The 18,077-nt window shown below is 38.0% G+C and carries 1 protein-coding gene; it reads left to right on the plus strand.

The genetic code is table 11. The features are described from left to right. Nucleotides 1-140: 140 nt before the first annotated feature. Complete coding sequence (locus tag ACPF9A_RS09865; RefSeq protein WP_424003995.1) at nt 141-18,074, plus strand: T9SS type B sorting domain-containing protein; 17,934 nt, start codon at nt 141-143, stop codon at nt 18,072-18,074. The last annotated feature ends 3 nt before the right edge of the window (nt 18,075-18,077 follow it).

Below are 18,077 nucleotides of genomic sequence, written 5' to 3' on the forward strand. Positions count from 1 at the left end.
TTACACAACAGAAAACATCGTTGCTACAACAATAAATTCTTTAGCCAACTAGTATGGTTAATATTTGTTATTGGAGAATTCCGCGTGGAACGATGCGAAATGGATATCGAATGATAGGAAGGCTTCAACAATTTTAGAACATGACCAAACTGACTCGTTTTTTAGATTTTACCAAACACACTTCTCTTATGGTAAAACAGTACTCAAAATATTTATTTTTCATTTTATTCTTGGCACTAGGTTTACAAACCGCCTCATCTCAGGTTAAAAAAGGTTTTACAGAGCGCTATAAAGCGGATATTCGTGGAGATATTACTTTCATTGCCAATAGCATTGTTGGTAGAGATGCTTATTGTATAGGTAGTGGAAGAAGAAGAAGATGTTATCCAGATTTAACCCCTAATGACCCTTACAACAATAATAACCCTAATAGCTCAATTTCAAATGATGCATTTAATATGCGTTATATAGATGTAGATAATGATGCCTCAACCTTTAGTTCTAGTAGTGCCACGCTAACCGTTCCAGATATTGATTGTGCAATAGTTAGGTATGCCGGGTTATATTGGGCAGCGGTATATACAGATGCTGACAGATCTAATATTGGCAATATTAAATTTAAATTGCCCGGTGGAGCATACCAAGATATTGTTGGAGAAGAAATTTGGGATGGTTTCGGAGATGGTGAATTTGGGTATTATTCTCCATATGCATATTACAAAGATGTAACTTCTATAGTTTCTGCGTTAGCTGATCCAAATGGCGAATATTTTGCAGCAAACATACGTGCAGATAATACCGATTTTGTAAGAGGTGGTATCTCTGGAGGGTGGAAAATGGTGGTCGTTTATGAAAACCCGAATTTACCCAATGATAAATACATTACTACTTTTGATGGGTACGCTGGTATTGCTTCTGGTGAGACTTTGGATATACCAATAGACGGCTTTACGACATTACCTGCACCATTTCCGGTAAGGGCCAACATGGGTGTTGCTGCTCTAGAAGGGGATAACGGAATATTAGGTGATGCTTTACAAATAAATGCTAACGGTACCTTTACGACCTTAATAAATGATCGAGGCGAAAATAATAACTTTTTTAATTCGAGTATTACTATAGATGACAACCCAGTTTTAGATAGAAACCCTAATAGTTTGAACACGCTGGGTTGGGATGTTGATTATTTTAATATTCCTAATGGTACTGATAATAGTATTATTCCTAACGATGCTACGAGTGCTATTTTAAGAGCTAGTTCAACTCAAGATAAATATGATATCTTTTTTACTTCCTTTGATGTCGATATTATTGCTCCTAAAATTGTTTTAAAGAAAGTTGTACGAGAACATGGTAGTGATTATGGCGACGATAGCGGCATTATTACAGGACAAGGGGTAAACTTAGGTCAAATTATTGACTACGAACTAAATTTTGAAAATATTGGTAATGATGATGGATCTGGGTATACCATAAGAGATGTTTTACCTGTCAACGTAGGTCCACAAGGTAACCGAAGTTTTTTCAATGCTTCAGATTTTTCATTTCCTGCACCTATTTGTGAAGGTAGCCCAAGGGTTTGTCATGAGATTACATATACCTATGATCCGGCTACAAGAGAAATTGTTTTTAATATACCAGATGTATATGTAATGGAAGATGACGGGGATTATTCTTTATATTTTACGGTACAGGTAGCAGAAGACTGTTTTGATTTCATTGATGCGTGTTCAGATAAAATTGAAAATTTAGCTTACGGAACTTATACTGGTGTACAAAACTCTGCAGTAGTTACAGATGACCCTAGTGTTTCTGATTTTACTTCATGTGGTTTTACGGTACCTGGCGCAACCAATTTTCTTTTAGATGACCTTGCTGCATGTAATTTTGAAAGATCAACAGAACTTTGTGGTTTAGACACGCAATTAAATGCGGGTGACGGCTTCGATTCGTATGTATGGTATCGAGATGTGGATAATAACGGAGAACTTGACACTGCTATTGATGTGGAAATTAATGATGGTGATCCCGATAATGACCCAAGTACACTTACGGTTTCTCAAGTTGGTACGTATATCGTAGATAAAATTATAGCTGATCCTTGTAAAGGGTTTAAAGAAATTATTACAGTAGTACCTTTTGGTTCTGGAGCAACACCAAACCCTGTAACCGAATATTTTAACGAAGTAAATAGCGATACCGATCCAAGTAATGATATACCTGGTGAAATAGTTAACTGTGTAGATGGTACCGAACTTCCAAAGATATTCTTGTGCGGTATTAATGATTCTCAGCCACTGACAGTTAATATCGTTGATGCACAAAGTGTAACTTGGGAACTTTTAGACGAAGGTAGTTGTGGTGTAAATGCCGAGGCTGGTGAAGATTGTGCTAATAGAGCGCTTACATGTACATGGTCAGAAGTTGGTACAGGTAGCAATTATACTTTGAATGCACCAGGTGAATATAGGTTATCTGTAATATATGATAATGGATGTATAAGCCGTTTTTATTTTAAAGGGTTTCAAAATACAGTTGATTTTGGAGAGCCAACAAAACGAGATATTCTTTGTAATACCGATGGTAATATAACCATACCTGCTAGTAATGGTTATGCTTTTCAATTGGTTGATGCATTAACTAATAATATTATAATCCCTTTTAGTTCTAATAATGGTGCTAGTTTCGATTTCGGACCTGGTGAAGGTGGCTCTTATAAAGTTGAATATACTCCGGTTGACAACAATGGCGATGCTATTGTAGATGCATGTGTGTATTCTACCGATGCCATAGCTGTTCGTGAACGTACAGTTGGTTACGAGGTTGAAGTTACACCAGAAACCTGTATTAATTTAGGAACAATTAATTTACAAATTTCGAATGCAAACCCACCATATGCATTTGAGATTAGATTAGATGATGGTGCAAATGGAGGATTAGGAACCTTAGTAGATAGCCAAAATGGTGAAGGAGATAATAATTATACATTTAGAGATGTTAGTGCTGGTAATTATATAGCTTATTTTTCTACGGATGACGGTTGCACTTCTAGTGAAGCAATTACTATTTTAGATGAAAACAATCTAGAACTAACCGCAAGTGTATCGCAACATATTACTTGTGAAGATGGTATTATTTCAATGAATGCCACTGGTGGCGAGCCAGACTATACCTATGCAATATGGAGTTATGTAGATGAAGGTGGAACTACTGTTACATCGTATCCAAATTATTCTGATATACCAGCAACCAACTTTCGTAATAATTCTGAAATTAGTGTTTCTGGACCAGGAGATTATATATTCTTAGTTTTAGACGAAAGAGGTTGTCATGTAGAATCTAATACAGTAACAATAGAATTTCACCCTACTGCAGATTTCGACCCTTCAACGGTATCAGATGTCCTTTGTTTTGGCGAAACTACTGGTAGAATTCGGTTTAATGTCGCAAGCGCAAATGGATATACTTTGGCATTCGCTCTATTTGATGCCACAGATCAACCTTTGGCAAATAATAGTTCAGGTAATTTTCCAAACTTGGCCGCTGGAAATTATAATGTTGAGATTTCTCAGACAAGAGGTGCGGCAACTTGTATTTCAGAAGAGACATTTACGATAAATGCACCAACGGCTGCTATTAGTGGCGATGCTATTTTGGTTCAAGATTATACATGTTTACAAGATGGTATTATTGAAGCTCAAAATGTAGCTGGTGGTACTGCACCATATGAATATAGTATTGATGGAATCAACTTTATTCCAGATACGACCGTAAATGCACATCGTTTTGAAAATCTTACAGATGGTACTTATACCATTACCATAAGAGATGCTAGCAACTGTACTTTTGTTACAAACCAAATAATAATTGACAGACCAAATCCGCCAACGGATTTAACCATAACGGAGTCTCAAATTACATGTCCTACCGGAACATCTAACCTAACGGTAAACGCAATTGATGGTGCTTCACCATATGTATATACAATTACAGCACCTTCTGCGCTTAGCCCAACAAGCGCTTCAGGAAACGAGGCTGTCTTTGAAGGTTTGGCTCCAGATACATACACTGTAAGAGTTACCGATGCTGATGGTTGTTTTTATGAAGAAAATTATACGATAAATGCGATTAACCCAATATCGGCAAGTGGGCAAACAACACAACCAATTAGTTGTTTTGGTGCTGTAGATGGCGTTATCCGTTTTAATGTAAACTTCCAAGCTGGTCAAAATTTCACGTATACAATTACGGGTCCTTCAGGAGTTGAAAGAGCCGGGGGTACTGAAGCTTTAATTGATAATATCGACAATTTAGCGGCCGGTGTTTATACAATAGAAATTGTAGACGCGGATACCAATTGTACATATACTGCTAGTCATGAATTAGAAGGTCCGGCTTCGGCATTGACAATTTCTAGTTTAATAGAAACTCAACCTAGTTGTACATCAGCAGGTAGTGTAAGTGTTCTTGCTACAGGCGGATGGGGAAGTTATGTTTATGAACTTAATAATCCTGATGCTACTGTATTTGGTTCTAATGCTACAGGGGTTTTTAATGGATTATCACAATCAGGAACTTATAATGGTACAATTACCGATGCTAACAATTGTAGCATTCCTTTTACTTTCGATTTAGATCCTGCAACGGCACCAGTTTTAGTAATTACACCTAATCAAGATTGTTTTGATGATGCTGTATTATTAACCTTGACGGCTAGTGTTTCTTCTGGTGGCGATGGTACTTTTGAATATAGCTTAAACGGTGGCCCTTATAGTAGTACAAACATATTCGCAAATCTTTCTGCGGGAACATATACTATCGATGTTAGAGACGGAAATAACTGTGCAGATACAGAAAGCATTACAATAGATCCGGCGTTAACGGTAAATGCAAGCGCAAGTGATATTACCGCGTGTGGTACCGATACCGATATAACTATTGTTGGTGTAGGTGGAGATGGTAACTATGTATACGCTGTTGTTGCTGACGGAATTACGCCAACTGCTGGTGATTTTAACGCAAGTAACACAGTTACTGTTACTGGAACGGGTGACTATGATGTATATGTTAGAGATAATAGTGGAGCAGCTGATTTCTGTGAAACTTTATATGATATTACAATAGACCAAGATGCTCCTTTGGCCTTAAGTATTACTAATTCAGATATACTTTGTAGTGGTGAAAACCAAGCTACGTTGACAATTGTTGCAACAGGCGGTGAGGCTCCTTTTACCTATAGTATTAACAATGGTACAAACTATCAAAATCCAAACACCTTTAATAATCTAGGTGCTGGAACGTATAATATTCGCGTTAGAGATGTAAATAATTGCGCGGTTACCCAAGTATATACTATTTCAGAACCTTTTACACTTTCTGCATCTGCAGCGGTAACTCAATTGGTAGAATGTAACCCAGCCGATGGTGCTGAGGTAAGAATTACAAATGCGCAGGGTGGTACCGCACCGTATACATATAGTTTTGATGGTGGCAGTACTTATGACACTAGTGCAATAGGATATTTATTAGCAGGATCGCATACGGTTTATATTCAAGATGCAAACAATTGTACATATCCTATGAATGTTACGATTAGTCAAGCACCAACACCACCGAATGTAGTATTAACACCTGAAGTTGATTACTCATGTGACGGAACGGGGATTGTAACGATAACACCAGATAATCCTAATTTAGATTATACATATAATCTAAACGGAACTGTAAATACACCTGCAGATTCTAATGTTTTCACTAATGTACCTGTAGGTACTCATACAATAACTGTTGATTACATTAGTAGTACGCCTCCTGCAAGAAGTGAATTAATGCGTGAAGATTTCGGAACAGGACCAAATGTTTCTATTCCTCAAATTGATACAACGTACTATTGCTATGAATCTCAAGATGCATCATTAGGTACTTGTTCAGATACAAATTTAAATATCAACGATTTACAATATAGCGTTACAAGTAGAATTATTGCTCCTTTTGGTACATGGGTAAGTCCAGTAGATAATTCAGGTAATCCAAATGGTAGATATTTAGCGGTTAACGTTGGTGATCCTGGGGTCAACACAATAGTTTATAGCAAAACTAATATAGAGATTATACCTAATAGAGATGTTGAGGTAGATCTAGATGTTATTAACTTAGTTAGACAAGGTTCAGGATTAATTAGACCAAATATTTTGGTAGAAATTGTTGATCCTTTAGGTAATATTATCGATAGTGGTACAACTGGTCTAATTGATGAAAATACAGGAGTTAATGATTGGAGAAATATCAACATTCCACCTTTAAACCCTGGCGCAAATAGCACAATTGACATTGTTATTAGAACTATAGCAACGGGAACAAATGGTAATGATGTGGCTATTGATAATATTAAAGCTTTTCAAAGTCCAGAACAATGTTCTCAAACTGTTTTCATAGATGTAACAGTTGATGCTGGTAATGCTTTCGAAGCAGCAGTGCTTTCTTCTAAAGATTTGGATTGTAATGCAGATAACTCTGGTTCTATCACTTTTGAAGTAGCTAATTATGGTGCAAGCGGATTCGAATACAGTTTAGATAATTTTGCTAGTATTTTAGGTAGTACTACGGTATCTCCGCAAACGATATCTGGTCTTGCAGCGGGTAATTATAGAGTTTATGTTAGAGATGCGGCAAGCACTTTACCAGGATGTACAACATTTTTTGATCGTACTATTGATGAACCAACTTTAGTTGTTGCCGATGCAGATCTTACGCAAGATTTTACATGTAACAATGGTGGTGCAGAAATTACGGCTAGTGCAACTGGTGGTACTCCTGGCTATACGTATCAATTAGAAGAAGATGTTCTTGGAATTGTTACTGCATACCAAACCAATACTGTTTTTAACGGATTGCCTGCCGGCACCTATTATGTTCGTGCGAGAGATGCAAATGGTTGTTCAGATGTAAGTGACACACCAATCGTAGTTACTGCACCATTAACTCCAGTATTTACACTTCAAGAAACGATATGTTATAGTGGTAGTAATGATGCAACTATTGTTGTAGATGTTACTGCAGGAAATGGGGATTATCAATTTAGAATCAACGGCGGTTCTTTTGTAACTCCGACTCCAATAGATGCTACGACGTATACGTTCACGGGACTTTCAAACGGTACATATACCGTTGAGGTTACAGATGCTTTTGGTTGTGATGCCGTGGCTCAAACCATAACCATCGAACAACAAGTAACGGTTAGCGCAAGTGCAAGTACAATTACTGCTTGTGGTACCGATAGTGAAATTAATATTACTGCCGCTGGTGGCGATGGTAATTATGTATATGCAGTAGTTGCCAATGGTGCAACCCCAACAGCTGGTGACTATGCAGCAACCAATCCGGTTACCGTTCCTGGTGCTGGAGATTACGATGTTTATGTTCTTGACAATAATGGAGGCGTAGACGCGTGTCCTGCAATGTATGATATAAATATTGCTCAAGATGCTCCTGTGGCAGCAACGCCAACTGTTGTTGATGTTACTTGTTTTGGTGGCAATAACGGTAGTATTTCTTTAGCCCCAAGTGGTGGTGAAGCTCCATATACGTATAGTATCGATGGCGGAACTTTTGGTACTGTAAGTTCATTCAATAACCTTACGGCAGGTACGTATGATGTTCGAGTAAGGGATGTAAACGATTGTGAAGTTACTTTATCTGTTGATGTAGATGAGTTACCTGAAATGGTAGCAGAAAGTTTACAAACAGAAGATTATACATGTAACCAATTAGCAGAAATTACTGTTGGTAGCGTAACACCTACAACCGGTGGTTCTGGTTCTTATCAATATAGTTTAAATGGGGGTACTTGGACAGCGGCAACTGCTGGCGGAACAGTATTTACAGGTTTATCTGATGGTACATTTACGGTTCGAGCAAGGGATGCAGGTAATATTGCATGTGTAATTAGTCTTCCGAATATCATTATTGCTCCATTACCAGCAGCTCCTTTGTTAAGTAGTTCTGTTGATTATAGCTGTGATGGAACAGGGATAATTACAATTCTTCCAAATGATGCTACATACACATATAGCATTGATGGCAATACGCCTCAAACGAGCAATGTGTTCAATAATGCTTCAGTTGGTCAACATACCATTACTGTAGATTATGGTAGTGATTGTTCTACGGATATTATTGTTGATGTTCAAGATGGTAATGCTTTTGATGCTGCAATTTTATCTTTTGAAGATTTAGATTGTAATGCAGATAATTCAGGTACGATAACTTTTGAAGTCGAGAATTTCGGAGCAGGTGGTTATGAGTATAGCTATGATAGTGCTTTTGCAACTATCGAAGGTAGCGATACGCTCGCAACACATCAAATAACAGGTTTGGCTGCTGGTACTTATACTATCTATGTTAGAGATGTTGACAACCCAATTACCGGTTGTACAGAAATGTTGACTCAGACAATTAACGAGCCTGAAGTTTTAGCAGTTTCTAATACACCAACACAACCTACATGTATTGATGACGGTGCTGTAAATATTACGGTAACAGGTGGTACTGCTGCATATTCTTATGTAATTCAATTACCAGATGCTTCATCAACACCTGCACAAAATACAGGAATATTTACAGGTCTTGATCAGTTAGGTTTACATACGATTACGGTTACCGATGCAAACGGATGTATAGATACGGATACGTTTACCTTGGTTGCGCCGGTTAATCCTGTAGCAAGCATTTTACCAAGTTCAGATGTATGTTTTGATTCTTCTGTTTCAGGTTCAGCAACTATTGAAGTTGGTGCAGCTGGCGGAGTGGCTCCATATACCTATAGAATGGGTACAGGTATATTTAGAACATCTAATACGTTTACAAGTCTTACGCCTGGTAGTTATACTTTTGAAATTAGAGATGCCAATGGTTGTACAGACACAATAACTTTCGATATTGAAGCCCAATTAACGGCTAATCTTGCATTAACCAAAGATCTTGATTGTACTGCGTCACCAGATGCTACAATGAATTTAGTTACCAATGGTGGTTATGCGCCATTTACATATGAATTAGACGTTAACGGTGGTGGTTATGCTGCTTTCGCAGGCACATTCCCATACTCAACTTCAACAGTAGGTACCTATAGATTTAGAGTAACAGATGACGAAGGTTGTACTGCTGTTTCTAATTTGGTTACGGTTACTGCAACGGTAAATCCTGTAGCGTCAGAAACTGTTACCAACCCAACTTGTTTTGGTGATACTAACGGAATTGTTGAAATTAACATTGATCCTAATTTTGGATCTTCACCATACCAAATTAGTTTTGCGGGTAGTGCCTTTACAAACCTGAGAGTGTATACTGGTTTAGCTGCGGGTACATATGCGTATATCGTTAGAGATTCTAAAGAATGTACTTATAATGGCAGTGTAACTGTTGTTGACCCGGTATTATTCGATGCAAATGTGGTGGCTACCGATGTTAGTTGTGGCCCGACAGGTGATGTTCCTGGTAGTATTGATATCACTATTACAAGTGGTGGTGTACCTAATTTTACGTACACCCTATATGACAACCTTAATAGTATTGTTGCTACTACGGGTCCAAATCCTATTGTAAATACTGCGGCGACTACAGCTACTTTTGATGGCTTAGCGTTTGGAGATTATTATGTTCGTGTATTAGATGCCAATGGTTGTGAATTTTATCAAAACCCGGTACGAGTTCTTTCTAATCCTTACTTATCTGTTGATGCAGTTATACCTGCAGTTAGTTGTATTACTGGCGGTACTGTTGAACTTTTGGCAAGTGGTGGTTCGGGTAATTATGATTTCACGATTTATGGTGCAGGTACTATTCCAGATGCAGAGTCTGCTGGTGCTAATCCAGATGAGGAAGTAGCAACTTATAACGGACTTAACCCTGGTCAATCTTATGTTTTCCAAGTAATTGATTTTAGCACCAGTTGTTCAAGTTTCGTTGAAGTTGATATTCCAAATTTATCGGCTATTGATGTTGTCCCAACACCAACAGTAACAGATGTTGCTTGTTTTGGTGATACAAACGGGTCAATTGCTTTCGAGTTTATAGATTATGACCCCAATGTAACTACTATAAATTATGAATTAAGAGAAAGTATAAGCAACACACCATTAGGTGGTGCCTATTCGGGTAGTGTTACAGGTCCAATCGGTCCTGGTCCAACAGCTACGGAAACAATTTCGAATATTCCTCCAGGAGATTATGTATTATTCTTCCAAGAAGCGGCTACACCAGAGTGTACAAATACATTTGAATTCAGAATATTAGAACCGAACCCGGTTACCTTGACTTTGGCAGACCAAAATAATGGCTACTGTTCAGAAGATGCTAACGTGACGGTTATCGCTGGTGGTGGTAATGGTTCTTATACGTATGCATATGTTCAAGACGGAGCTACTCCGGTAGCTGGCGATTATGGTACTAATAACTATGCTGAATTAGATCCTTCTGTAAATACAGAATGGGATATTTATGTAATGGATGGTAATGGTTGTTCAACAGCTTTACCTATTGACGTTACTATTGCAGATGACCCAACCCCAGCTATTTCTGGCTTGGTTATTAACCAATGTACTGCAGATGAAGGTGAATTTATTATAGAAATTACGTTAGACGGAGAAGGGTCTCAACCATACACACTTAGTGTAAACAGCGGTTCATACCAGTCTTCTACGTTAACGACCGCAGGTACAACACATCAGTTTACCGACCTTAGTTCTGGTAGTTATACAGTTCAGGTTCGTGATTTTAACGGATGTGGAAATGTAGAAAACATTGAGATTTTCGCTCCAGTTTCTATTTCTGCTGAGGTTGTTGCACAACCATCATGTGCAGAAGGTGACGGTGAAATCTTAATAAAAGGCTTTGGCGGTTCTACAAATTACGAATATGAATTATTTGAAGGTGGTGTAAGTGTAAACGGAGCACCACAACCAACGGCTAGCTTTACAGGTTTAGATTCTGGTACCTATACTGCATTTGTATATGATACTACACTAAGCGGATGTAGTGCCCAGGTAATAATATCACTTGAATTAGCTACACCGGTATTGTTTACTACGGTGATGACCGATGTTACTTGTTTTGGTGATTCTGACGGTACTATCGTTGCAACATTAGATGCAACAATGGATAATCCTGTTTATGAATATCAATTATACATTAGAACAGCTCCATTAACATTAACTCCGGTTGGTGTGTCACAAACATCAGGCATATTTACAAATTTACCTGCTGAAGATTATGTAGTAGGTGTTACTTCTGGTCGTGGTTGCGAATTTGAAGTTGATAGTCCGGTAAATACTCCGTTGCAAATATCAAATGTAAATGCAGACGTAGTCGAATTCGGATGTACAGTTGGTAACAATTCAAACAATGCGACGGTAACTGTAGATACTGCAGCCATTACAGGTGGTAGTAATAACTATGTAACCTATGAGTTCATTGATAGCAGTTCTGCTATTGTTCAGTCTGGACCATCAAATGTATTAACGGTTACTGATAGAACAGGAGACACGTATACTATTAATGTATATGATGACAATGGTTGTTCAGGTAGCACAACAGCTACGGTATTACCTTATGATGAATTAACAGGAGCTACGGCAGATGTAACAACAACAGTTACTTGTGCGCCAGGAAGTGATGGTGTAATTACAGTTACAGCAACGTCTTCTGCTAGTGATGATACAAAATATGAATATAGTATCGATAACGGTACAAGTTATGTTCCAACCAATGTTTTTAGCGGATTGTCTGCAGGAAACTATAATTTCTTAATAAGACATACAGATACAGGTTGTATTGTAACGGCTTCAGCTATAATTGAAGAGCCAAATACGTTTACTATCGATGTTGTAAAAACAAGTGATGTAATTTGTTTTGGAACGGATACTGGTGAAGTAACTTTTGAATTAGTTGATGCTACGTATAGCACAGGATTCGATTGGGAAATTTTCCGTACCGATAATACTTCTGTCGTTAGTGGTTCAGAATTGGCAAATGGTCCAACTCCAATTATTAACTTAGGTGTTGGTGAATACTATGTTTCTATATCACAAGCTAACAATCCGTTCTGTACTAATGTTGAATATTTCAATATTGCAGGTCCTGATGCTGATATTAGTGGAAACACTGTAGTAACAGATATTACTTGTGCTTTAGGTGATGGTTCAATAACGATTACTGACGTAGTTGGTGGTTGGGGTGGCTATACATACTATGTAGGTGTAGGTATTCCTGCAACTGTAGATTTCGTGGCAGGTGCTACTTTCGATTCGCTTACAGCTGGTACTTACCAAGCATGGGCTCGTGACGCTGAAGGTTGTGAAAAATTAATTCAAGATAACATTGTACTTGATGTTCCAGATCTTATTGATGCCGATTTACTTGTTACTGTAGAGAACTGTACAAACTTACAGGGCGAAGTAACCGTAAGCAACGTAATTGGCGGACAAGGAAGTAACTATACATATCAATTGGTAATGGACGGTTCTAATTTCCGAGCACCACAAAACACGCTAGTTTTTTCAGGTCTAGGTGCTGGCATATATGAAGTAATTGTTTCAGATCAATGGGGTTGTACATTTACAACATTACCTGTAGAATTATATGAGCAGTTAAGTGCTACTACTTCAGTAGATAAAGCAATTGACTGTACAAGTATACCAGGTGGTACAATTACGATTAATGTAACGGGTGGTTCTACGAACCTTGAGTTTATAATGACACCTCCAACTGGTGCTGCAGTAACTCAGTTGAATGACCCAACATTTACAGGATTAACTGTTGATGGTGCCTATAGTTTCTTAGTAAGAGATTTAGATACTACAAACCCTGTTTGTGAATTAACGGTAACGCAAGAGTTAGCCCCTGCTATTCAGCCAATATTTACAGATTCTCATATAGATATTACTTGTTTTGGAGCCAATGATGGTTCAATTACATTGACACAAACCGAAAACGGAGTAAATCCGTTAACGTTTACAATTTCTCCTGTAGCAGGAACATTTAACCCTAGCAACAATACATTTGAAGGTTTACCTCCAAATACCTATGTAGTAACTGCAACAGGAACCAATGGTTGTAGTTCGGTATCAGGTAATATTGTAATAGATGAACCTGCATTAATTTCGAATATCAATACTTCGGTAGTTGATTTCGGTTGTACCGTGGGTAATAATCCTAACAACGCGACAATTACCGTTGACGAGACTACCATTACAGGCGGTAGTGGTAACTATGTAATCTATGAGTTCGTAGATAGTAGTTCAGCTATTGTACAATCTGGCGCGTCTAACGTGTTAATTGTTACGAACAGAGCAGGTGATACGTATACTATCAATGTTTATGACGATAAAGGATGTTCTGGTAGCACAACTGAAACCATACTTCCTTTTGATGAGATTACTAATGCAGTTGCAAATGTTTCCAATACGGTTACTTGTGATCCAATTAGTGATGGAGAATTAACAGTAGTCGTAACTTCAACCTTAAGTGATGCTACTAAATTCGAGTATAGCATTGATAATGGCGTAAACTACCAAGTATCTAACGTGTTCGGCGGATTATCTGCGGGATCGTATACGATTCTTGTGAAGCATTTAGATACAGATTGTATCGTTTCTGCGACGCAAACTCTCGTAGAGCCAAATACATTTACCATCGATGTTGTTAAAACAAGTGATGTTATTTGTTATGGCACTGCAACGGGCGCTGTCAACTTTGAATTAGTTGATGCAACATACCCTGGCGGATTTACGTGGACCATTTATGACACTGAAGGTACGTTAGCAAATACTGGCGATGATACTATTGTTATCTCTGGTACAGAAGCAACAACAAATGGACCTACGGCAGACATTAGTTTAGAAGCTGGCAGTTACTATGTTTCTATAAGACAAGATAATAGCCCGGACTGTACAAATACAGAGGCATTCACTATAAACGGACCAACAGCAGATATCAGCGGTGCTACTGTAGTAACAGATATTACGTGTAACCCTGGTGATGATGGTTCAATTACAATCATTGACGTAGTTGGTGGTTGGGGTGGCTATACGTACTATGTAGGTGTAGGTGTTCCTGCAACTGTAGATTTCGTAGCAGGTGATACTTTCGATTTGCTTACAGCTGGTACTTACCAAGCATGGGTTCGTGACGCTGAAGGTTGTGAAAGATTAATTCAAGATAATATTGTACTTGATGTTCCAGACGCGATAGCGGCAATATTAGAAGTAAACATAGAGAACTGTTCAAACTTACAAGGAGAAATTGAAGTGAGTGTGCCAACTGGCGGACAAGGAAGTAACTATACATATCAATTAAGATTAAACGGTACTGATTTCCGTGCACCACAAAACACGAGAGTATTCACAGGTCTTGGTGCTGGTAGTTATGACGTAACGATTATAGACCAATGGGGTTGTCCTTTTACAACTAATGTGGTGGTACTTTATGAGCAAATGGATGTTTCTACAACAGTAGATAAGTCTATTGATTGTACAGTAACACCAGGTGGTGAAATCACCGTAAATGTTAATGGTGGTTCTACAAACCTTGAGTTTGAAATGACGACTCCATTAGGTAGTGTTGTAACGCAAACAACAGGTGTATTTACAAACTTAACTGAGCCAGGATTATATTCTTTCATAGTTACTGACCTTGATACGACAAACCCTGTTTGTGAAAGAACAGTGACTCAGACATTAGATGCTCCAGTTGACCCAGTGCTATTAGATGCGACTATTGTAAACGTAAGCTGTTTCGGTGGAACAGATGGTAGTATTAGAGCTAATATTGACCCGGCAACCAACACCAATCCTATATACCAATATGAATTATATGATATTGCTGATTTGGTTACTGCGATAGCATCTCAAACAAATCCTTTATTTACAGGATTGATAGCTGGTGATTATCAAGTTAGGGTAATTTCTAGCAGAGGTTGTGATGACATCAAGAATGAAACTATCACAGAACCAGTAGCGTTAATGGTTAGTGCAGTGGCGACAGAATTTAGTTGTTCACCTACTAATAATGTTAATGCTGCAATCATAACGGCAACAGCAGGCGCAGGTACTGGTACCGCACCATATTTATACAGTATAGATAATATCATCTTCCAAGCATCGAATACATTCAATGTTACAAATACAGGAAGTGTACAAACAATAGATGTTTATGTTAAAGATGCAAAAGGTTGTACTACGTTCGATACGGTTACAATTCAACCTATCAACACGTTCACAGCTTCTATTGCTCAAGATGTAGCAATTAACTGTACTGTTGATGAAACAATAACAATTACTGTTGCAGATAATGGATTGACACATAACTACGATTATGAGTTGTTACCAATTGGTAATGCAACCGGTACTTTAATTAGTACAACAGCAACCTCTGCAACATATGAATTGAACACTGTTGGTTCTTATGTCTTTAGAGTTACAGATTTAGATACAGGTTGTTATGTAAATACAGCTAGTTATACTGTTGCACCGTTCGATTTCATTACGGCAACTGCAACAGCAACAACTGCAGTAACTTGTTTTGGTGAACTTAATGGAAGTTTAGAAATTGATGTTGACGGCTATACTGGTAATTATACGTACGAGGTATTTAACGCTGCGGGTACATCAGTTATTCCTGCTACAGCATCAGATACTAGTGTTAACCCAAGAACCGTAACAGGATTATCTGGTGGCACTTATTATGTTACTATTACAGAAACCGATATTCCTTTATGTTCTGAAAATACGAATAGAGTAACCATTGCTTCTCCTGACAGACCTTTAAGTGGTATTGTTACTACATTGGCAGAAGCTACATGTACTGATGATCAAGGAGAAATAAGAGTAGAAGTTGAAGGTGGATACAAGCCATATGATATTGTAGTAACCAACACTACAACTGGTGATGTTTATACAATGGATGATGTTAATGAGGGACTTTTCACAGGTTTAGCTGCAGGAGATTTCACAGTAAGCATTACCGATAATGCCGGATGTGTAGTGAACTATACAGAAACATTGGCAGCTGCTACTCCAATAGTAGCAAATGCAACTCCGCTTGTAACAGACTTAGCTTGTTACGGAGATACGGGTGCTGTTGTTACTGTAAATGTAACAGGTGGCGGCAGTGGTAGTTATGAATACCAATTGAATTATTACGATGCAACCGGTACTACAATCACAAATACAACCGGAGCACAAACCAATCCTAATTTTAGAGATTTAGGTGCAGGTTTCTATAGTGTTACCGTAGTTGATGGGTGGAATTGTGATACCACAACAAATACTGTTGAGGTAACAGAACCAACTGAAGTACAGGCTAGTTTAATAAGAACCGATGCATTAACATGTGCACAAGGTGCAGAATTTGAACTTACCGCATCAGGTGGTAGTGGTTCATACGAGTATAGTGTTGACAATATCAACTTCTTGCCAATGACAGGCAATGTAGTTTACTTACCAGAAACAGGTACGTATCAAGCGGGTAGATATCAATTCTATGTTCGTGATGCAATTAACGGTTGTGAATCTGCAATCTCTAATGCAATTACTGAAAGCGAAATACCGCCATTATTGTTATTTGTTGATGAAACTGCTGCAGTATTAAATTGTACAGGCGAAAGCACAGCTATTATTTATGCAACTGCTGATGGCGGATTAGGAAATTACCAATATGAATTGTTTACTGATAGTTCTTTAAGCGTAGCTTCTAGAATTGCCGGTCCTCAATCGCAAGGTGTCTTTAGAAACCTAGGTGCAGGTACGTATTATGTAACTGTAACTAGTGATGATTGTGAAACAGTACCAGAAACTGTTGTTATTGTAGAACCAACACCATTGGCATATACAGAAAACGTAATAGATATTACATGTTCTGGTGAAAATGATGGCGAGATAACGGTTACATTATCTGGTGGAGCTGGTGGTTATCAATATGCAATTTCACCGAACTTGAACCAATTCTATTCTGAAGGTACATTTACAGAATTGACTCCTGGAGAATACACAATCATCGCACAAGATCAAAATGGTTGTTTCGAATTCTTGACATACACAATTACAGCACCGTCAAGTTTAGAAGTAACGGCAGAGACAACACCAGAAATTTGTGTTGATAGTAATGATGGTTCTATTATTCTTGAAATAACGGGCGGTACGGCACCATACAGTACGGCATTGAATTCTAATAGCGATGCAGACTTTGTATTGAACAGAACAGAATTCTATGACATGGCTGCAGGTAATTACTTAATCGTAATTAAAGATGCCAATGGTTGTGATACTAACGTAGTAGTTGATATTGAAACTGGTGTAAACCTTAACGCTACAGTAGTGCCTGTTTATGAATGTTCTGGTGACACTCCAGATAATTATGTAAATATCACCTTAGAAGATGATACTGTAATTGGCGATGTGCTATATGCGATAGATTCTGTTGATCCGGCTGCTTTCCAGTTGAATCCTGATTTTAGAAATTCGGCACCAGGTAACCATTATATTACCATTGCACATTCTAACGGTTGTTTACAGACCATTGACTTTGTAATAGAAGCTTTTGATCCGTTAACTCTTGTTTTAGAGCAAAATAATATGAATGAAATAACTGCTGTTGTAGAGGGTGGTCGAGAAGGCTATACCTACTACTTCGATGGTTATGACAATGGTGATAATAATATATTCTATATCACAAGAACAGATACCTATGAAGTGCGTGTTGTTGATGAGAACGGATGTTCTACTGTTGCAAACATATTTATGGAGTTCATAGACATCGTATTGCCTAATTTCTTTACCCCTGACGGTGATGGGCAGAATGATTTATGGATCCCAAGAAATATTGAACAATACCCTCAAATACTAATAAAAATATTTGATCGTTATGGTAGAGTGGTTTCCGAACAATCGGTTGATTCTGAAGGTTGGGACGGAACATATTTAGACAATGAATTGCCAACAGGAGACTACTGGTATGTAGTAAAACTGAACGGCGATAGAGATGAAAGAGAATTTGTTGGACACTTTACTTTATACAGATAAAAC

The sequence above is a fragment of the Maribacter sp. IgM3_T14_3 genome (genome assembly GCF_049603095.1).
GTDB lineage: Bacteria > Bacteroidota > Bacteroidia > Flavobacteriales > Flavobacteriaceae > Maribacter.